Genomic DNA, 18,370 nt, shown 5'->3' on the forward strand with positions numbered 1-18,370 from the left:
CTAGTCCTTCGCCACGTCCTGAAGCATCTGCGCAATGGCAAACAGCCGCTTCTCGATCAGCTGCGGCGTCTCGCACAGATAGGTGATCGACTGCTGCCGGTCGGAATAGATCACCTGGTCCCAGTCCAGCTTTTCCTCCAGAGCGTCGATCCGGTCATAATCCGGGTCGTCGGCTTCCAGCGCCGTATCCATCTCCAGCCGCATGTCGTCGATCTTTTCGGCCAGCGCGATCTGCCCCAGCGAGAAATCGGCGATGCCATTAATGATCTGCGACCGCCGGGTGTTGAGCGACTTGAAGGTCTGCGCAAAGGCCAGGCCAAGGTTGGCGCCCGTGTTCTCGGGCCACCGGTCGGTAAACTCTTCGGCCGCCTGGCGCAACGCGTCCATCTCCAGCCGCCGCACGGCCAGCGTGCCGGCTAGATCGCGGATGTCCGCCGCCAGCGCCGGGTCCTCGACCTCACCCTCGGGCAAGGCCACGGGCCACATCAGCCCCAGCGACAGCTCTTCGACCTTGCGCTGCACGCAAGGCCAAGTCGGGTCCGAGAAATCCTCGGCCATCACCGGGGCGGCGGCGCCCATGAATCCGGCAAATGCCGTTAAAACCAGCGTCCTCATACGGTCCTCCCTTGGTCCCATGGGAACACGCCCATCCATCCCCGGCAAGGGTTCACTTTGGAATACCAACCAAGGTACTAATTGTGCGGCGGCATGGCCGCCCCCTACCATCAACTTGATTCACGCGCCACCACTGCGGCGCGAACGGGAGGAAATACAGTACTATGCGCACCAAAGCTGCCGTGGCCCTCGAGGCCGGCAAACCGCTGGAAATCATGGAAGTCGAACTCGAAGGCCCCAAGGCCGGCGAAGTTCTGGTGGAAATCAAGGCCACGGGCCTGTGCCACACCGATGAATTCACCCGCTCGGGCGACGACCCCGAGGGCATCTTCCCCGCCATCCTGGGCCATGAAGGCGCGGGCGTGGTGATGGAGGTAGGCGAAGGCGTCACCACGCTCAAGCCGGGCGACCACGTGATCCCGCTCTACACGCCCGAATGCCGCGAATGCGCGTCCTGCCTCTCGGGCAAGACCAACCTCTGCACCGCGATCCGCAACACCCAAGGCCAGGGCCTGATGCCCGACGGCACAACCCGGTTCAAGATGCTCGACGGCACCCCGATCCATCACTACATGGGCTGCTCGACCTTCGCCAACCACACGGTCATGCCCGAAATCGCGCTGGCAAAGGTGCGCGACGACGCGCCCTTCGACAAGATCTGCTATATCGGCTGCGGCGTGACCACCGGCATCGGTGCGGTCATCAACACCGCCGGCGTCGAGATCGGCTCGACTGCTGCGGTCTTCGGCCTGGGCGGCATCGGCCTCAACGTGATCCAGGGCCTGCGCATGGCGGGCTGCGACATGATCATCGGCGTCGACCTGAACGACGACAAGGCCGAGATGGCCAAGAAGTTCGGCATGACCCACTTCGTCAACCCCACCAAGGTCGAGAACACGGTCCAGGAGATCGTGAACATGACCAAGAAGGGCAACGACCAGATCGGCGGCGTGGACTATTCCTTCGACGCCACCGGCAACGTCAAGGTGATGCGCGACGCGCTGGAATGCTCGCACCGCGGCTGGGGCTGCTCGGTCATCATCGGCGTGGCGCCCGCGGGTGCCGAAATCTCCACCCGCCCCTTCCAACTGGTTACCGGCCGGGTCTGGAAAGGCACCGCGTTCGGCGGCGCCAAGGGCCGGACGGACGTGCCGAAATTCGTCGACTGGTACATGGACGGCAAGATCGAGATCGACCCCATGATCACCCACAAGCTCAAGCTGGAAGAGATCAACCACGGGTTCGAGCTGATGCACGAAGGCAAGTCGATCCGCGCCGTGGTGGAGTTCTGATTTGTCCATCGAGGTCGTCTCTCAGAACAGGAGCTTCGGCGGCGAACAGGTCGTCTACAAGCACAGTTCCAACACCTGTGCCTGCGAGATGACCTACGCCGTCTACCAGCCTCCGCAGGCCAAGGATGGCCCGGTTCCGGTGCTGTGGTACCTGTCGGGCCTGACCTGCAACCACGAAAACGCCATGACCAAGGGTGGGTTCCAGGAACACGCGGCGCGCGAAGGCATTGCGCTCGTGTTCCCCGACACCTCGCCCAGGGGCGAGAACGTGGCCGATGACGAGGCGTACGATCTGGGCCAGGGGGCGGGCTTTTACGTCAACGCCACCTGCGACCCGTGGCGGCAGCATTACCGCATGTACGACTATATCGTGAACGAGCTCTACTCGATCATCGCCGAAACCCAGCCGGTGCAGGACCGTCACGGCATCACCGGGCACTCGATGGGCGGGCACGGCGCCATGACCATCGCCATGCGCAACCCCGACAAGTTCGAGTCGCTCTCGGCCTTCGCGCCCATCGCCAACCCGACCCGCTCGGACTGGGGCCGAAAACAGCTCAGCGCCTATCTGGGCGACGACGAGAGCACCTGGGCGCAGCACGATTCCACCCTTCTGCTGGAAGAACACGGCTGGAAGGGCGACGTGCTGATCGACCAGGGATCGAGCGACCAGTTCCTCGACCTGCTGAAACCCGAGGCGCTGGCCGACACCATGGCCAAACGCCGCCAGCCCGGCCAGATCCGGATCCAGCCGGGCTATGACCATTCTTATTTCTTTGTGCAGACCTTCGCCGCCGATCACGTCTCGTGGCACGCCGAACGCCTGCTGCAATGATGTGTGTACTGACACTGTTGACTAGGGAGACATCACCTTGACCATCCGTACCATCCTCGCTGCCGGCCTGCTGGCCACCACCCCCGCCCTGGGCTTCGCGCAAGACGTCGAAGGCGACGCCGAAGCCGGTGAAAAGGTGTTCCGCAAATGCCAGGCCTGCCACGCCGTCGGCGAAGGCGCCGAAAACAAGGTCGGCCCCGTGCTGACCGGCATCGTGGGCAAGCCCGTCGCGGCCAACGAGGATTTCGACTATTCCGACGTGCTGGCCGAGATGGGCGCCGAGGGCAAGGAATGGACGCCCGAAGAACTGGCGGCCTTCCTCGAAAAGCCGCGCGACTATGCCAAGGGCACCAAGATGGCCTTCGCCGGTCTGCGCAAGGAGGAAGAAAGAATGAACGTGATCGCGTATCTCGCCTCCACGGGCGAATAACGCGGCACGTCCGAGACGCGGGGGCTCCTTGAAGGAGAGAGCTTGGGACCCCCGCTTTAACGGTCGATACATCGACCATTCCAATGCAGCGGCAAACCGCTGCTTCCATGGGAGGACTACAATGAAGAAGCTTATGCTTTTAACCTCGGGTCTGGCGCTCTGCGCTGGCATGGCCGTCGCCAATGACGACCTTGTCACGCAGATGGACGACCCCAGCCAATGGGCGATCCAGACGGGCGACTACAAGAACCAGCGCCATTCCAAGCTGGATTCGATCAACAAGGAAAACGTGGGTGACCTGCAGGTCGCATGGACCTTCTCGACCGGCGTTCTGCGCGGTCACGAAGGCTCACCGCTCGTCGTGGGCGACACCATGTATGTCCACACGCCCTTCCCCAACATCGTCTACGCGCTCGATCTGGCCGACGAAGGCAAGATCAAGTGGAAGTACGAGCCCAAGCAGGATCCGGACGTCATTCCGGTGATGTGCTGTGACACCGTCAACCGCGGTGTGGCCTATGCCGACGGCAAGATCTTCCTGCACCAGGCCGACACCAAGGTCGTGGCGCTCAACGCCGACGACGGTTCGGTCGAATGGGAAGTCGTCAACGGCGATCCGTCCATCGGCGAAACCAACACCGCGACCGTGCTTCCGGTCAAGGACAAGGTCATCGTCGGCATCTCGGGCGGCGAGTTCGGCGTGCGCGGTCACGTGACCGCCTACAACATGTCGGACGGCACCCAGGCCTGGCGCGCCTACTCGATGGGCCCCGACGAGGACATCCTCGTGGACCCCGAGAACACGACCCACCTGGGCGAGCCTGTCGGCGAAAACTCCGGCACCAACACCTGGGAAGGCGACCAGTGGCAAATCGGCGGCGGCACCACCTGGGGCTGGTACTCGGCGGATCTCGAAGAGAACCTGATGTACTACGGCACCGGCAACCCGTCGACGTGGAACCCCTCGCAGCGTCCCGGCGACAACCGCTGGTCCATGACTGTCATGGCCCGCGACATCGACACGGGCGAGGCCAAGTGGTTCTACCAGATGACCCCGCATGACGAGTGGGATTACGACGGCGTCAACGAAATGATCCTCACGGAGCAGGAAATTGACGGCGAAGAGCGCAAGCTTCTGACCCACTTCGACCGCAACGGTCTGGCCTATACGATGGACCGCGTGTCGGGTGAACTCCTGGTCGCCGAAAAGTATGACCCGGTCGTGAACTGGACCTCCGGCGTCGACATGGACCCCGAGTCCGACAACTACGGTCGTCCCGAAGTGGTGGCGCAATACTCCACCGAGCAGAACGGCGAAGACGTCAACTCCACCGGCATCTGCCCGGCGGCGCTTGGCACCAAGGACCAGCAGCCCGCGGCCTATGACCCGGAAACCCAGTTGTTCCTGGTTCCGACCAACCACGTCTGCATGGACTACGAACCGTTCCGCGTCAGCTACACCGCAGGTCAGCCCTATGTGGGCGCGACCCTGTCGATGTACCCTGCCCCGGACAGCCATGGCGGCATGGGCAACTTCATCGCCTGGGATAACATCAACGGCGAGATCAAGTGGTCCAACCCCGAGCAGTTCTCGGTCTGGTCCGGTGCTCTGACCACCGCGGGTGGCATCACCTTCTACGGTACGCTCGAAGGCTACCTGAAGGCTGTCGACACCGCCACGGGTGAGGAACTCTACAAGTTCCGCACGCCCTCGGGCATCATCGGCAACGTGATGACCTACGAGCGCGACGGCAAACAGTATGTCGGCGTCCTCTCGGGCGTCGGTGGCTGGGCCGGCATCGGTCTCGCGGCCGGTCTGACCAACCCCAATGACGGTCTGGGCGCCGTGGGTGGCTACGCCGCTCTCAGCGACTACACCGCGCTGGGTGGCCAGCTGACCGTGTTCGCTCTGCCGGACTAAGCGATACGCAACAGCCGGGGCCGGTCCTCCTTCGGGAAGACCGGCCCCGTGCCCGAGATAAACGACGCATTATCAGTACCAAAAACAGGAAAGGTATGACCGCATCATGAGCACCGGACTCCGCTTGACACTCGCCTCGGCCCTGGTCGCGCTGCCGATCACAGCCTCGGCTCAGAACTGGAGCGATCAGCCGGTCGATCCTGCTAACCACGACGAGACCGTCGCCTACGAAGAAGGCGGGCGTTACTTCAACGAAGAAGACGTTCCCACCTACAACGTGGCCGAGGACGGCACCGTAGACTGGCTGACCTTCTCGGGCTTCCGCCGCTATCACGCCGAATGCCACGTCTGCCACGGCCCCGATGGCGAAGGCTCGTCCTACGCCCCCAAGGTCAAGAATTCCGCCGTCCACATGGGCTATTACGACTTCTACGATGTCGTCGTGAATGGCCGTGGCAACGGCAACTCCGTCATGCCCCACTTCGGCGACAACCCGAACGTGATGTGCTATCTCGACGACATCTATGTCTATCTCAAGGCCCGCGGCATGGAGGCCGTCCCGCGCGGACGTCCCGGCTCGAAAGAGGCCAAGTCCGACGCGATCCAAGAGGATGAAAATGCCTGCATGGGCTAAATCCGCAGCATTGCGCGCCGCCGCCCGCCTCACCGGGACGGCGGCGCTTTGCTTTTCGGCGCTGCTGATGTCCGGGCCGGCGACGGCCCAGACCTCCGACCTTGTCTCGCAGAACGCCCTGCGCGTCTGCGCCGATCCGGCCAATTACCCCATGTCCACCAAGGAGGGCACGGGGTACGAAAACAAGCTGGCCGAACTCATCGCGTCAAAGCTGGACCTGCCGGTGCAATACACCTGGTATCCGCAGGCCACGGGCTTCATCCGCAACACGCTGAAGGTCAAGCGCTGCGACGTCGTGATGGGCTATGCCCAGGGCCACGAACTGGTGCTGAACACCAACCACTATTTCAGCTCGGTCTATACCCTGATCGTGCCGCAGGACAGCGCCCTCGCCTCGGTCGAGAGCCTCACCGACGACGCCCTCAAAGGCACCCGCATCGGCATCATCGCCGGCACGCCGCCCTCGGCGCATCTCGCGCGCCACGGGCTCATTGGTAAGGCCAAGCCCTATAACCTCGTCGTCGACCGCCGGCACGAGAATCCGGCGACCAACATGCTCGACGACCTCAAGGCCGGCGACATCGACGCCGCCATCCTGTGGGGCCCGCTCGGCGGCCCGCTGGTCAAGACCGACTACCCCGGCATGAAGGTGATCCCCCTCATCAACGAGGAGCTGCCCCCGCGCCTTTTCTTCCGCATCACGATGGGCGTGCGGCAGGGTGAAAAGGTCTGGCAGCGCGAGCTCAATTCGCTCATCCGCCGCCACCAGGACGAGATCAACGCGCTTCTGACCGAGGCCGGCGTGCCCCTTGTCAGCGACATGGGCAACGAGCTTCTGGACCTGGGACAGTGAAACGCCTCGTGGTGGCCCTCGCCCTTGCGGCCTGGGCCGCCACCGCAGCCACCGCCCAGGACGTGGCCGAACCCTCCGACTACCGCATGGATGACTACCGCGCCCCGGTGCCCGCAACGCTTGACCGCGGCACCGTCATCGACGCGGAAGAGGCCCACGCCCTCTGGCAAACCGGCGAGGCGGTTTTCATCGACGTCCTACCGCAAGCGCCCAAGCCCGAGGGCCTGCCCGAAGGCACCATCTGGCGCGACAAGCCCCGCCCCAGCATCCCCGGCGCGGTCTGGCTGCCCAACGTGGGCTATGGTGCGCTGGCCGACGTCACCGCCGATTATTTCCGCGCCGGTCTCGATCACGCCACCGCGGGCGACCCCGACCGCCCCGTGGTGTTTTTCTGCCTGGCAGACTGCTGGATGAGCTGGAACGCCGCGAAACGCGCGCTCGAATGGAACCATTCGCAGGTCTACTGGTTCCCCGATGGTACGGACGGGTGGGCGTTTCAGGACTTTCCGTTGGAAGAAATCAAGCCTTTCCCCACCCCCTGACAGGCGAATACGCGCCATAAATTTGCCGATTGGCCGGGTCGTCCCATATGGTTTGAAAACGACTCACGCAACGAAAACACTTAGACCTGGGAGTGGAAACATTGAATGACAAGTTGATTTACGGGGTCCTGATCGCGGCCGTGGCCGTGCTTCTGGCAGTAGCAGCCCTGCGCCCGAGACCCGAACCGCTGGGCGACCAGACCGCCCAAGCCAGCACCGAAACCTCCGAGGAAGAGACCGCAGCCGCCGAGGGCGACAGCGAAGGCTCAGAAGACCAAGCTGCCGCCTCCGACAGCGATAGCGAAGGCTCCGAAGAACAGGCCGCTTCCTCCGAGAGCGATACCGAAGGTTCCGAGGAACAAGCCGCCTCCTCCGAGGGCGACAGCGAAGGCTCCGAAGACCAAGCCGCCGCCTCCGAGAGCGACAGCGAAGGTTCCGAAGAGCAGGCAGCGTCCTCCGAGAGTGAGAGCGAAGGTTCCGAGGAACAAGCTGCGTCTGCCGAGGGCGATAGCGAAGGTTCCGAAGACCAAGCCGCTGCATCCGAGAGCGACAGCGAAGGCTCCGAAGAGCAGGCAGCGTCCTCCGAGAGTGAGAGCGAAGGTTCCCAGGAACAAGCTGCGTCTTCCGAGGGCGATAGCGAAGGTTCCGAAGACCAAGCGGCCTCCTCCGAGAGCGATAGCGAAGGTTCCGAAGAGCAGGCCGCCTCCTCAGAGAGCGATAGCGAAGGCTCCGAAGACCAAGCAGCCTCTTCCGAGAGCGACAGCGAAGGTTCCGAAGACCAAGCCGCCGCCTCAGAGAGCGATAGCGAAGGCTCAGAAGAACAGGCCGCCTCCTCCGAGAGCGACACCGAAGGTTCCGAGGAACAAGCCGCATCTTCCGAGGGCAGCAGCGAAGGCTCAGAAGAGCAAGCCGCATCTTCCGAGAGCAGCAGCGAAGGCTCCGAAGAACAAGCCGCGTCTTCCGAAGACAGCAGTGAAGGTTCCGAAGAACAGGCCGCCGCCTCCGAGAGCGACACCGAAAGCTCAGAGGAACAAGCCGCGTCTTCCGAAAACAGCAGCGAAGGTTCCGAAGAGCAAGCCGCCGCCTCCGAGAGCGGCAGCGAAGGCTCCGAAGAGCAAGCAGCCGCCTCCGAGAGCGACAACGAAGGCTCTGACGAACAAGCCGCATCCGCCGAGAGCGACAGCGAAGGCACGCAATCCAGTGCCGACCAGATCGCCGCGCTCGAGGAACGTGTCGCAGCACTCGAAGCTCAGCTCAGCGAAAGTGGCTCGGGCTCCGGCGACAGCGGGTCCGCATCGGGCGAAGACACCGAAACCTTCGGCGTCGGCTCCACCGCGGTCCTGAACGACGGCGACATCCGCATCTTCGTCAGCTCCATCGCGGACGACACCGTGCGCTTTGCCGTCAACGGCTTCAACGTGCAATCCGCCGAATCCGGCTCCGAGGTCGAGCTTGAAAACGGCTGTATGCTCACGGTCGAAAGCGTGGAGAACAAGACCGCACGCTTCGCCACGGCCTGCGAGTAACGAACAACGAAAGGCCCCGGGCGCGCATCACGTGCCCGGGGTCACTCCGTCTCAGTATCCGGTCAATTTCTTGTGCGCATGGGTGACGGTGCCATCGGTATCCGTCATGGTCACGTCCACCGCCTGCGCCCGGCTCGGCACCGACAGCGCCACCTGCGGATTCTCCGACAGCGATATCGACCCCGTCATCTCGACATACCCCGCACCGTCCAGGTCGATATCCACCGTCTCGACATAGCGCATGGGCAAGAACAGCAGCGTGATCTGGTCCATCTGCATCCCCGAATGCGACGGGTGCGAAATGTCCACGTCCATGCGGTTCAAACGGTTCGCCAGCTTGTCCGCCGCACTCTGCCCCAGGCCCGTCAGACGCCCGGCCAGTTCGATCTGCATCTTTCCCAACGTTTCCAGCGCCAGCTTCGGGTCGGTCCCCGGCGGCGCCGCGCAGGCCCCCTGTCCCGAGGTCTTGACGAAGGCCTCGGAGACGAAAAGCCGTCCGTCGGTCGTCTCGGCCACCACGTGCATCGGCGTCGGCCCGTTGATCCGCATCGTTACGTCAAAAAAGAACGCCGGCAGCGGCGTATCCAGGTCAAAGACCGCCGAGACCGGCATAGGGTTCTCGTCGATCACCAGCGTCACGCTGGCTATCTCGGCCCCCTCGGGGGCGACCACCTGCGCCGCCAGCTGCGTGCGCGCGTCGTTGCCCGTCCGATACGGCGCGTCGATGGCGATCACTTGCGCACCGTCCAGCAGCGCCCGCTCGCCGTAGATCTCGGCGCTCAGATCCTCCCACGTCCCGGCCAGCGCCGGCACCGCCATCAGGCACAGCGCGCTCAACGCACGCACAGATGTTCCGATCATTCCTTGCCTCCTCCCGACAGGAACCTGCCAAAGGCCCGGGGCCCGTCGCAGGTATCCACGTCATATATCACGTCCAGCGTTTCGGCGTCCATCACGGTCACCGTGTTCTCGAACCAGTTGGCAAAGACCACGAGGCTCCCATCCGCCGTGGCGTCGATCCCTTCGGGATATTCACCCACGCTGACCTCCTCCACCGAGTCCAGCGTGTCGAGTTCAATGACGCTCAAGGAATTCGCATATTGGTTGGTCACGAAGGCACGCCCGCCTGCGAAGGCCACGCCATAGGGCCGCTCGCCCACCGGCACCGTTGCCAGCACCGCGCCGACTCTTGGATCCACGACGCTCACGTCATTGCTGCCCACGTTGCCCACGAACAGCCGCCCATCGGGTGCAAACCCCAACCCATAGGGCCGCACGCCCACATCGACCCGGTGCACCACCTTCAGCGTCTCGGCATCCCACACCGACACCCGGTCGGCATCCTTCTCGGCACTGGCCAGGAACCGTCCATCCGGCGACAGCGCGATCCCCGCCGGCTCCGCCCCGGTTCCAAGTTCCTGCAAAACCTCAAGGCTTTCGGAATCCAACACCCAAAGCCGCGCATTGTACCAGTCCGACACGAACAGCCGCCCGCGCGCGGCATCCAGCGCCACGCCGGTCGGCCCGCCGTCAAGCTGCGTTTCGGTCAAAAGCCTGCCGGTGAGCGTGAAACGCCGCACGGTCTTTGTATCCGGGGAGACGGAATAGACCGCATCGCCACCAACGGCGACCCCGGCAGGCTTGCCCGCCACGTCCCAGCGATCGATCTCGACCCCTCGGGCCACGTCAATCACGCTCAACGCATCGGCGGGCTGACAGGTGACAAAGGCGGTCTGCCCGGCCACCGGCGTGGCCAGGCAAATCGCCAGCGCATCAAGAACCCGGCGCACCGAACCTCTCGGTCAGGGCATCCAGCCCCGCCTGGTAGACACCGCTCACGGCCGCAATTGCCGCCTCGTCGTTCAATTCGGGCGGCGGATCGTTGTTGGGATAGCCGCGATAGAACGCGCCCCGCCATTCCACGATCGACCCGCCCCCGTCACGCGGCTTCACCGTCAGGTGAGAAGAGTAATTCGTCACCGGCAGCGTCTCGACCGCGACCTCGGTGATCCGGTAGGAATAGCTCATCTTCTCGTCGCTGTACTTGTAGAGGATCTCGTCGATGGTCGGGCCACCCTCCTCGCCCAGCGTCAACACGCGCGTGGCGTCAACCTCGTTGCCGCCCTCGCCGGTCGTGGAATGCACCGCCGGGTGCCAGGACATGTCCTGGAAATTGCCGATCGCCTCCCAGACCTCGGCGGGTTCCGCCGCCACCTCGGTGGTCAGCGTCACCTTCTGCCGCGTCGGCCCGTGCGCCAACGCCATGCCCGGCAGCATCAGCGCCGTCAGGCTGGCCATGAACAGTCGTCTTCTCATGTATCTTCCTCCCTGAAGATCCTGTTTTTCAAGATTTGTCGCATCCCCCGCGCCCAGATCTCGTCGGTGCTGCCGCGCACGCTGACGCTGCCACCCTTCACGATCTCGCCGCTCACGGCATCCTTCAATTGCACCGCGATGGACACCAGCACAGGCGAGACCATGTTGATCTCGCCCACAAGGATGAACTCCGCGCCCAGCGTCTTGGCCATGCGGATGTCGCACCCATAACAGCTCGCCGGGTTGCTTACGCGCTCCAACTCTTCCGCCACCGGCGCAAGGTCCATCAGCGCATAGCCTTCCCCCTCGAATCTCTCCGCCAGCATCGCTTCCAGCATCTCAACCCGCGCCAGGTCTGCCTCGTCCGGCCCCTCGGCCACCAGCGCCGAGGATTGCGTTGTCTGCCCCGAACTGTCCTCTAGGTGCAGCCCGAAAAAGGCCACAGTGCCTTGCGCGTGCGCAGCCGGGGCGAAAGCCAGGAACAAGAACAATATCAATCGCATACGGGCGTTCTTAGAAGTTAAGAGTCGCCCTTCATCTTGCGTTGGGTACAGTGATTGCGAAACACGGCAATTGGTATTGGTCGGGCCGCGAAGATCAACTTCGCGGTAAGGGAGGATAAAAGTGCTGAACCGTTTTGCGACGCTTTTCGCGGCCGCGCTTCTCTGCGCCGTCACACTGTTTTTTACCGCGGGAACTGCCGCGGCCATCGACGTCCGCGCCGCCGTCCTGCGCGTCGATTACCAGGTCCAGCGCCCCATTTCGCGCTTCGACGAGGCGCCCGAGGATCTGGGCTTTGCCGGCGCCGCACTCGCCGATCAGGACAACAACTCCACCGGCAGTTTCATGGGCCACACCTACGAAACGATCCAGAAATCCGCCGCGCCCGACGCCGCCGATGCCGCCCTCGACGAAATCCTCGCCGACGGCATCCGCCTGATCGTCATCCACGCCCGGGAAGAGGACGTTCTGCGCCTCGCCGACCGTGCCGCCGAAGAGGGCGCGCTGGTCTTCAACGCCCGCGCCGGCGACATGGCCATGCGCAACGAGGACTGCCGCGCCAACCTCCTGCACACCGCCACCAGCTATGCCCAGCAGGCCGACGCCATCGCGCAATTCGCCATCTGGAAGAAGTGGCCCCGCTGGGTGCTCATTTCCGGCTCCAACCCTGCCGACATGGCGCTGGCCGACGCCTATCGCCGCGCCGCCACCAAGTTCGGCGCCCAGATCGTCGAGGAACGCACCTTCGAAGACACCGGCGGCGCCCGCCGTACCGATTCCGGCCATGTCCTCGTCCAGCGCCAACTGCCCACCTTCATGCAGGACCTGCCCGAGCATGACGTGGTCATCACCGCCGACGAGACCGACTATTTCGCCGCCTACCTCACCTACCACCTGTGGGATCCGCGCCCCGTGATGGGCTCGTCCGGTCTGCGCCCCGTGCAGATGCATGGCGGGCACGAAGCCTACGGCGCGACCCAGCTTCAGACCCGCTTCGAAAAACTGGCGGGCCGCTACATCAAGGATGCCGATTACAACGTCTGGATCGCCCTGCGCGCGGTGGGTGAGGCCGTGACCCGCGCCCAAACCGCCGAGCCGGACGGGGTAAAAGACTACCTGCTCTCCGACCAGTTCGAACTGGCCGGCTTCAAGGGGCAGGAAGTCACCTTCCGCGACTGGAACGGCCAGATGCGCCAGCAGGTCATGCTTTACGACGACCGCGTCACGGTCAGCGTCAGCCCGCAGGAAGGTTTCCTGCACCAGAACGCCGTGCAGGACACGCTCGGCCTCGACCGCCCGGAATCGGCCTGCACGGCCTTCAGCAACTAAGGGGAACACATGAAACTCAAGGCACTCCTTCTAACTTCCGCCCTGGCGCTCGCCGCCGGGCCCGCGCTGGCCGGCAAGGCTTTCGTGACCAACGAACGCGGCAACACCATCACCGTGATCGACACCGAAACCTGGGAAGTGACCGACGAGTTTTTCGCCGGCAACCGCCCCCGCGGCATCACCGCCAGCCCCGACGGCACCAAGATCTATGTCTGCGCCTCCGACGACAATCTCGTCCGCGTGTTCGACTCCGAAACCTACGAGGAGCTGCCCTCGCTCCCCTCCGGCCCCGACCCCGAGCTTTTCATCATCGAACCCTCGGGCAAGCGGCTTTACATCGCCAACGAGGATGACAACCTCGTGACCGTCACCGACACCGAAAGCCGCACCGTGCTGGCCGAGGTGCCCGTGGGGGTCGAACCCGAGGGCATGGGCATGAGCCCCGACGCCAAGTGGGTGGTGAACACGTCCGAGACGACCAATATGGCGCATTTCATCTCGACCGAGGATTACGAGATCAAGCACAACATCCTGGTCGACCAGCGCCCGCGCTATGCCCAGTACACCGCCGACGGCACCCGCCTCTTCGTCACCTCCGAGATCGGCGGCACAGTCAGCGTCATGGACATCGCCGAGGACGGCACACCGACGCTCGTGCAGAAAATCACCTTCGAGGTCCCGAACGTTCAGCCCGAATGGCTGCAACCCGTGGGCGCCAAGGTCACCTCCGACGGCACCCGTCTCTTCGTGGCGCTTGGCCCTTCGAACCGCGTCGCCGTGGTCGATGCCCAAAGCCTCGAGGTGCTGGACTACATCCTGGTTGGTCAGCGCGTCTGGCAGCTCGATTTCACGCCGGACGAAAAATACCTGCTCACCACCAACGGCAATTCCAACGACATCACCGTCATCGACGTGGCCAAGGAAGAGGCCGTTCGCTCCATCCAGGTTGGCGATCAGCCCTGGGGCGTGGTGACCATCGAATAAAGAAGGATACGCACAATGAAAAAATTGTTGATAGCAGCGGCCACCGCCGCCACCTACCTCACCGGTCCAGCCGTCGCCGCACCTCTTTGCGACGACCTCGGCTTTGCCGGTCTGCTGGCCGCCTGCAACCGTGGCGACACGATCGAGATCACGCTTGCCTCGGGCCAGCCGCTGCACGAAACCGGTAGCGTTAACCTGCAATCCGGCGCCTATTACACGCTCGAAATCACCGCCGACGGCTCCGCCGAACTGGCCATCACCGGCAGCGACTTTTTCCGCGCGATCTGGATGAACGAGATCGTCATAAACAAGATCGAGGTCCGCCCCATGGCCATCGACTCCCTCGAGTTCGATGATGCCGGTGTCGCCACGCTCTCCTTCATCGCCATCAAGCCGGGCAGCCACACGCTGCGCATCCCCGGCTCCACCGGCGAGACGCAACAAGTGACCTTCAACATCCAGTAATGGAGCCTCTCGAATGAAACGCACTCTCGCAATCGCGGCGCTTGTCGCCTCGCCCGCCCTCGCCGACGACCACGTAGACGCCGAAACCGTCGAAAAGATCGAGGCCTATCTCGCCTCCATCGAATGCCAGATGGACCCCGCCGATATCGAAGTCGAAGACGACGGTGGGTATGAGCTTGACGACGTGATCTGCAAGGGCGGCAACCAATTCGACATCGAACTGGACGCCGACCTCAACGAGGTCGAACGCCGCGCCGAATAAACCCACGTCCTCCCAGACGAAAGGCCCGCCATGTTGCGCATCATAGCATCTCTCTCCTTCTTGCTAAGCAGCATGGCGGCCTATGCCCAGGAAGCTCCGACGATCCGCGCCGCCACCCTCAAGATCGGCACGGTCAACTGGGAGCTTCAGACCATCGTCGATGAAGGCCTCGACGAAAAACACGGCTTCACCCTCGACATTCAGCTCTATGCCGACAACAGCGCCACCCGCATCGCCGTCGAAGGCGGCGAGGCCGACATGGCCGTCGCCGACTGGATCTGGGTCGCCCGCCAGCGCGCTGCGGGCAAGCCTTATGTCTTCCTCCCCTATTCCCGCGCCGTGGGCGGCGTGGTGGTCTCCGCCGACTCCACCGCCCAAACCCTGGCCGACCTCGCCGGGCAGAAACTCGGCATCGCCGGCGGCCCGCTCGACAAGTCCTGGCTCATCCTGCGCGCCTATGCTGCGCAAGCTTACGATCTCGATCTCGAGGCCGAGACCGAGCAAGTCTACGGCGCGCCGCCCCTGATCTTCCGCACCGCCCTTGACGGCGGCCTCGCGGGGGCCATCAATTACTGGCACTACCTCGCCAAGATGAAGGCCGCCGGGATGCGTGAACTCATTTCCGTCGACACCGCCGCCCGCGAACTGGGCCTCGACCCCGAAACACCCCTACTGGGCTATTATTTCAAGGAAGAGTTCCTGTCGGAGAACCCCGACCTCGCGCAATCCTTCTATGAGGCCAGCCGCGAAGCCAAGACCCTGCTGATGTCCTCCGACGATATCTGGCAGGACCTGCGCCCGATGATGAACGCCGACAGTGATGCCGAATTCGAGCAACTCCGCACCGACTGGATCGCCGGCATCCCGGCCCGGAAACCCATCGACGAGGACGCCGCCCAAGCCTTTCTCAGCCTCATGCACGACCTCGGCGGCGCGGAACTGGTGGGGCAGGCCGACACGCTCCCCGACGGCCTTTTCGCCGACGTCCATTAAATGCAAACCAAGCTGACGCCGCTCCTCTCCATCGCGGGGCTTCTCGCGCTCTGGGTCGTGGCCTCGACGCTCAAGGCCGATCCGCAGGTCTTGCCCACCCCCTGGGCCCTCGCGCCTCTCTTCGCACAGGAAATCGCCAGCGGAGAGCTCTGGACTCACCTCTCGGCCACCCTGCTGCGCGTGCTCTGGGCCTTCTGCCTCGCCATGACGCTGGGCGGCATCATCGGCCTCGCCATGGGCCGGTCGCCCGCGCTCAACCGCTGGCTCGACCCGTGGCTGGTGATCTTCCTCAACCTGCCCGCGCTGGTGCTGATCGTCCTCTGCTACCTCTGGATCGGCCTGACCGAGGCCGCCGCCATCGCCGCCGTCACGCTCAACAAGGTGCCCAACGTCGCCATCGTCATCCGCGAAGGCGCCCGCGCCATGGATCCACAGCTCGACGCGCTGGCCCGCGTCTACCGCATGTCAGGCTGGATGCGCTTGCGCCACATCACCTTACCGCAACTGGCCCCCTTCATCGCCGCCGCCGCGCGGGGGGGCGTGGCCGTCATCTGGAAAATCGTCCTCGTGGTCGAATTCCTGGGCCGCTCGTCCGGCATCGGCTTCCAGATCCACCTCTATTTCCAGCTCTTCGACGTCGCCATGGTGCTGGTCTACGCCTTTTCCTTCATCACCGTGATGCTGCTGGTGGAATGGGCGCTGCTGCAACCGTGGGAACGCCACGCAACCCGGTGGCGCCGCGCATGATCACCGTCTCCATCACAGAAAAACGCTTCGGCGACGACCGCGTGCTCGGCCCCATCGCCTTCGAGGTTGCGGCAGGCGAAACCGTGGCCCTTGTTGGCCCCTCCGGCATCGGCAAATCCACCCTCCTTCGGCTGGTCTCGGGCATCGACACCGACTTCACCGGCCAGATCCACCGGCCCGACGCCATCGCCATGGTCTTCCAGGAACCCACCCTGCTGCCCTGGCGCTCCGCCCTCGACAACCTCACACTCCTGCATCCCGGCCTGCCCCGCGACCGCGCCCTCGCCGCGCTCGACGAGGTCGGCCTTTCGGGCAAGGACACCCTCTTTCCCGGCCAGCTCTCCCTCGGCCAGCAACGCCGCCTCGCCCTCGCCCGCGCCTTCGCCGGACAACCCGACCTGCTGATCATGGACGAGCCGTTCGTCTCGCTGGACGCCGCCGCCGCCGACCGGATGCTGACGCTCACCGAGGCGCTCATCGCCCGCCACCAGCCGGCAACGCTCTTCGTGACCCACGACATGGCCGAGGCGACACGGCTTGCACACCGGACCCTGACACTGGAAACTGGGCCAAACGGCGCGCAACTCGCCGGAACGACAAAGGACCGGACCACGTGACCACAGGCCTGACCGTCAATAACCTCAGCTTCCACTACGGCGCCAAGCAGGCGCTGGACAATGTGGCGTTCGACGTCGCCCCCGGCACCTTCTGCGCGCTTCTCGGCCCCAACGGCGCGGGCAAATCCACGCTCATCGCCCTGCTGACCCGCCTGCTGGTGGCCCCCCAGGGCGAGATCACCGTCGCCGGCCACGACATGCGCCGCGAACCCCGCCGCGCCCTCGGAAAGCTCGGCGTCGTCTTCCAGCAATCCACGCTCGACCTCAACCTCTCGGTCCGCCAGAACCTCGCCTATTTCGCCGCCCTCCAGGGCCTGCCGAAATCCGAGGTTCCGGGCCGCATCGACGCCGCCCTCGACCAGCTCGACATGCGCCACCGCGCCGAGGAAAAGGCCCGCGACCTCAACGGCGGCCACCGCCGCCGCACCGAACTCGCCCGGTCCCTGATCCACGACCCGCACGTGCTCTTGCTCGACGAACCCACCGTGGGCCTCGACGCCGCCTCGCGGCAGGGCATCACCGATCACGTCCACGAGCTCGCCAGGACCGGCCTCTGCGTCCTCTGGACCACCCATCTGACGGACGAGGTGCGCGACGGCGACGCGCTCGTCGTCCTGCACAAGGGGCAGATCATCCACCGCGGCACCGCCGGCGCGGCCCGCGGCGATCAAAGCCTGTCGGACTGGTTCCTGACACGCACGGGGGAAACCGCATGACCGGCACGTTCCGCGTCGCAAAGGCGATCATCGCCCGCGAATTCCTGCGCTTCGTGCATCAGCGCGAGCGCTTCATCGCCGCCCTCGTCCGCCCCCTCGTCTGGCTCCTGATCTTCGCCGCCGGGTTCCGCGCCGCACTTGGCCTGTCGATCATCCCGCCCTATCAGACCTACATCACCTACGAGACCTATATCGTACCCGGCCTCTGCGCGATGGTGCTCCTCTTCAACGGGATGCAATCCTCGCTTAGCCTCGTCTACGACCGCGAAATGGGCTCGATGCGCCTGCTGCTGACAAGCCCCTTTCCCCGCTGGTGGTTGCTGATCTGCCGCCTGTTCGGCGCCACGATCATCTCGGTGCTGCAGGTCTACACTTTCCTCGCCATCGCCGCCGCCTTCGGCATCACCATGCCCGCCTGGGGATACCTCGCCGTGCTGCCCAGCCTCATCCTCGGCGGCCTCATGCTCGGCGGTCTTGGGCTGGTCCTGTCCAGCTTCATCAAGCAACTGGAAAACTTCGCGGGCGTGATGAACTTCGTCATCTTCCCGATGTTCTTCATGTCCTCGGCCCTCTACCCCTTGTGGAAAATGGCCGAAAGCTCACCCTTGCTGCGCGACATCTGCGCGCTCAACCCTTTCACCTACGCGGTCGAGCTGATCCGCTTCTCGCTCTACCTTCAAATCAACTGGACCGCCCTCGCCTGGGTCACAGGCAGCACGCTGGTCTTCTGCGCGCTGGCGATCTGGGGCTACGACCCCGCCCGCGGCCTGATGAAGCGCAAGACCTGAGGAC

Annotated in this window: 22 protein-coding genes; 17 read left to right on the plus strand and 5 right to left on the minus strand. The window is 64.3% G+C overall.

The features are described 5' to 3' along the window. Positions 1-615, minus strand: coding sequence for a hypothetical protein (locus tag XM53_RS18520; RefSeq protein ID WP_057796052.1), 615 nt, complete (start codon positions 613-615; stop codon positions 1-3). A gap of 164 nt (positions 616-779) precedes the next feature. On the opposite strand from XM53_RS18520, the gene XM53_RS18525 reads away from it, so the two are divergent. The 8 genes from XM53_RS18525 to XM53_RS18560 all read left to right on the plus strand — a co-directional run bounded on the left by XM53_RS18525 (position 780) and on the right by XM53_RS18560 (position 8,648). Continuing rightward, positions 780-1,907: an S-(hydroxymethyl)glutathione dehydrogenase/class III alcohol dehydrogenase gene (locus XM53_RS18525; RefSeq protein WP_057796055.1), complete on the plus strand. Its 1,128-nt coding sequence runs from the start codon at positions 780-782 to the stop codon at positions 1,905-1,907. A 7-nt stretch (positions 1,908-1,914) separates the two neighbouring features. Beyond that, the gene (fghA, locus tag XM53_RS18530) at positions 1,915-2,742 is read left to right on the plus strand and encodes an S-formylglutathione hydrolase (protein WP_057796165.1); all 828 of its coding nucleotides are present in this window, start codon (positions 1,915-1,917) and stop codon (positions 2,740-2,742) included. Positions 2,743-2,779: 37 nt separating this feature from the next. Then, positions 2,780-3,172 (plus strand): c-type cytochrome, encoded by a 393-nt coding sequence (locus XM53_RS18535; RefSeq protein ID WP_082631115.1) that lies wholly within the window; start codon positions 2,780-2,782, stop codon positions 3,170-3,172. A 121-nt stretch (positions 3,173-3,293) separates the two neighbouring features. Then, on the plus strand, positions 3,294-5,093 hold the full coding sequence (locus tag XM53_RS18540) for a methanol/ethanol family PQQ-dependent dehydrogenase (protein ID WP_057796057.1): 1,800 nt from the start codon (positions 3,294-3,296) through the stop codon (positions 5,091-5,093). A 106-nt stretch (positions 5,094-5,199) separates the two neighbouring features. After that, positions 5,200-5,727: a c-type cytochrome, methanol metabolism-related gene (locus XM53_RS18545; RefSeq protein WP_057796059.1), complete on the plus strand. Its 528-nt coding sequence runs from the start codon at positions 5,200-5,202 to the stop codon at positions 5,725-5,727. Continuing rightward, positions 5,711-6,580 carry a substrate-binding domain-containing protein gene (locus XM53_RS18550; protein ID WP_057796061.1) on the plus strand — a complete coding sequence of 290 codons (870 nt, stop codon included), beginning with the start codon at positions 5,711-5,713 and terminating at the stop codon, positions 6,578-6,580. The genes XM53_RS18545 and XM53_RS18550 overlap by 17 nt, the downstream gene beginning before the upstream one ends. Further along, on the plus strand, positions 6,577-7,122 hold the full coding sequence (locus XM53_RS18555; RefSeq protein WP_144435610.1) for a PQQ-dependent catabolism-associated CXXCW motif protein: 546 nt from the start codon (positions 6,577-6,579) through the stop codon (positions 7,120-7,122). Before XM53_RS18550 ends, XM53_RS18555 begins: the two co-directional genes overlap by 4 nt. A 101-nt stretch (positions 7,123-7,223) precedes the next feature. Continuing rightward, positions 7,224-8,648: a putative sodium/potassium/calcium exchanger gene (locus tag XM53_RS18560; protein WP_160321417.1), complete on the plus strand. Its 1,425-nt coding sequence runs from the start codon at positions 7,224-7,226 to the stop codon at positions 8,646-8,648. Positions 8,649-8,699: 51 nt separating this feature from the next. Here the strand turns inward: XM53_RS18560 and XM53_RS18565 are convergent, their stop codons facing one another. The 4 genes from XM53_RS18565 to XM53_RS18580 are packed head-to-tail and all read right to left on the minus strand — an operon-like array spanning position 8,700 to position 11,467. Next, positions 8,700-9,509, minus strand: a complete 810-nt coding sequence (locus tag XM53_RS18565) for a quinoprotein dehydrogenase-associated SoxYZ-like carrier (protein WP_057796065.1) — start codon at positions 9,507-9,509, stop codon at positions 8,700-8,702. Beyond that, positions 9,506-10,438, minus strand: coding sequence for a YncE family protein (locus XM53_RS18570; RefSeq protein WP_057796067.1), 933 nt, complete (start codon positions 10,436-10,438; stop codon positions 9,506-9,508). Before XM53_RS18570 ends, XM53_RS18565 begins: the two co-directional genes overlap by 4 nt. Next, on the minus strand, positions 10,422-10,964 hold the full coding sequence (locus tag XM53_RS18575) for an SRPBCC family protein (protein WP_057796069.1): 543 nt from the start codon (positions 10,962-10,964) through the stop codon (positions 10,422-10,424). The genes XM53_RS18570 and XM53_RS18575 overlap by 17 nt, the downstream gene beginning before the upstream one ends. Continuing rightward, the gene (locus XM53_RS18580; RefSeq protein ID WP_057796071.1) at positions 10,961-11,467 is read right to left on the minus strand and encodes a DUF3280 domain-containing protein; all 507 of its coding nucleotides are present in this window, start codon (positions 11,465-11,467) and stop codon (positions 10,961-10,963) included. The genes XM53_RS18575 and XM53_RS18580 overlap by 4 nt, the downstream gene beginning before the upstream one ends. 121 nt (positions 11,468-11,588) lie before the next feature. Between XM53_RS18580 and XM53_RS18585 the strand changes: the two genes are divergently transcribed. Genes XM53_RS18585 through XM53_RS18625 form a run of 9 tightly spaced genes read left to right on the plus strand, consistent with a single transcriptional unit; the run spans position 11,589 to position 18,366 of the window. After that, complete coding sequence (locus XM53_RS18585) at positions 11,589-12,794, plus strand: ABC transporter substrate-binding protein (RefSeq protein WP_082631116.1); 1,206 nt, start codon at positions 11,589-11,591, stop codon at positions 12,792-12,794. Between the two features lie 9 nt (positions 12,795-12,803). Next, on the plus strand, positions 12,804-13,778 hold the full coding sequence (locus XM53_RS18590; RefSeq protein ID WP_057796074.1) for a YVTN family beta-propeller repeat protein: 975 nt from the start codon (positions 12,804-12,806) through the stop codon (positions 13,776-13,778). A gap of 15 nt (positions 13,779-13,793) precedes the next feature. Next, entirely contained in the window at positions 13,794-14,243 is a 450-nt protein-coding gene (locus XM53_RS18595; protein ID WP_057796076.1) for a cupredoxin domain-containing protein, read from the plus strand. A gap of 13 nt (positions 14,244-14,256) precedes the next feature. After that, on the plus strand, positions 14,257-14,505 hold the full coding sequence (locus tag XM53_RS18600; RefSeq protein WP_057796078.1) for a PepSY domain-containing protein: 249 nt from the start codon (positions 14,257-14,259) through the stop codon (positions 14,503-14,505). Positions 14,506-14,535: 30 nt separating this feature from the next. Next, positions 14,536-15,498: an ABC transporter substrate-binding protein gene (locus XM53_RS18605; protein WP_057796080.1), complete on the plus strand. Its 963-nt coding sequence runs from the start codon at positions 14,536-14,538 to the stop codon at positions 15,496-15,498. Then, complete coding sequence (locus XM53_RS18610) at positions 15,499-16,245, plus strand: ABC transporter permease (protein WP_057796082.1); 747 nt, start codon at positions 15,499-15,501, stop codon at positions 16,243-16,245. After that, positions 16,242-16,862 carry an ABC transporter ATP-binding protein gene (locus tag XM53_RS18615; RefSeq protein ID WP_057796172.1) on the plus strand — a complete coding sequence of 207 codons (621 nt, stop codon included), beginning with the start codon at positions 16,242-16,244 and terminating at the stop codon, positions 16,860-16,862. The genes XM53_RS18610 and XM53_RS18615 overlap by 4 nt, the downstream gene beginning before the upstream one ends. Next, positions 16,859-17,578, plus strand: coding sequence for an ABC transporter ATP-binding protein (locus XM53_RS18620; protein WP_057796083.1), 720 nt, complete (start codon positions 16,859-16,861; stop codon positions 17,576-17,578). The genes XM53_RS18615 and XM53_RS18620 overlap by 4 nt, the downstream gene beginning before the upstream one ends. After that, positions 17,575-18,366 carry an ABC transporter permease gene (locus tag XM53_RS18625; RefSeq protein ID WP_057796085.1) on the plus strand — a complete coding sequence of 264 codons (792 nt, stop codon included), beginning with the start codon at positions 17,575-17,577 and terminating at the stop codon, positions 18,364-18,366. Before XM53_RS18620 ends, XM53_RS18625 begins: the two co-directional genes overlap by 4 nt. Positions 18,367-18,370: the final 4 nt, after the last annotated feature.

Origin of the sequence: Roseovarius atlanticus (assembly GCF_001441615.1) — a bacterium.
Taxonomy (GTDB): Bacteria; Pseudomonadota; Alphaproteobacteria; order Rhodobacterales; family Rhodobacteraceae; genus Roseovarius; species Roseovarius atlanticus.

Bases quoted from the DNA above. Each gene is read 5' to 3' on its own strand.
- XM53_RS18520 (WP_057796052.1), bottom strand. From the start codon at position 615: ATGAGGACGCTGGTTTTAACGGCATTTGCCGGATTCATGGGCGCCGCC.
- XM53_RS18525 (WP_057796055.1), top strand. From the start codon at position 780: ATGCGCACCAAAGCTGCCGTGGCCCTCGAGGCCGGCAAACCGCTGGAA.
- XM53_RS18540 (WP_057796057.1), top strand. From the start codon at position 3,294: ATGAAGAAGCTTATGCTTTTAACCTCGGGTCTGGCGCTCTGCGCTGGC.
- XM53_RS18545 (WP_057796059.1), top strand. From the start codon at position 5,200: ATGAGCACCGGACTCCGCTTGACACTCGCCTCGGCCCTGGTCGCGCTG.
- XM53_RS18550 (WP_057796061.1), top strand. From the start codon at position 5,711: ATGCCTGCATGGGCTAAATCCGCAGCATTGCGCGCCGCCGCCCGCCTC.
- XM53_RS18565 (WP_057796065.1), bottom strand. From the start codon at position 9,509: ATGATCGGAACATCTGTGCGTGCGTTGAGCGCGCTGTGCCTGATGGCG.
- XM53_RS18575 (WP_057796069.1), bottom strand. From the start codon at position 10,964: ATGAGAAGACGACTGTTCATGGCCAGCCTGACGGCGCTGATGCTGCCG.
- XM53_RS18580 (WP_057796071.1), bottom strand. From the start codon at position 11,467: ATGCGATTGATATTGTTCTTGTTCCTGGCTTTCGCCCCGGCTGCGCAC.
- XM53_RS18590 (WP_057796074.1), top strand. From the start codon at position 12,804: ATGAAACTCAAGGCACTCCTTCTAACTTCCGCCCTGGCGCTCGCCGCC.
- XM53_RS18595 (WP_057796076.1), top strand. From the start codon at position 13,794: ATGAAAAAATTGTTGATAGCAGCGGCCACCGCCGCCACCTACCTCACC.
- XM53_RS18600 (WP_057796078.1), top strand. From the start codon at position 14,257: ATGAAACGCACTCTCGCAATCGCGGCGCTTGTCGCCTCGCCCGCCCTC.
- XM53_RS18605 (WP_057796080.1), top strand. From the start codon at position 14,536: ATGTTGCGCATCATAGCATCTCTCTCCTTCTTGCTAAGCAGCATGGCG.
- XM53_RS18610 (WP_057796082.1), top strand. From the start codon at position 15,499: ATGCAAACCAAGCTGACGCCGCTCCTCTCCATCGCGGGGCTTCTCGCG.
- XM53_RS18615 (WP_057796172.1), top strand. From the start codon at position 16,242: ATGATCACCGTCTCCATCACAGAAAAACGCTTCGGCGACGACCGCGTG.
- XM53_RS18625 (WP_057796085.1), top strand. From the start codon at position 17,575: ATGACCGGCACGTTCCGCGTCGCAAAGGCGATCATCGCCCGCGAATTC.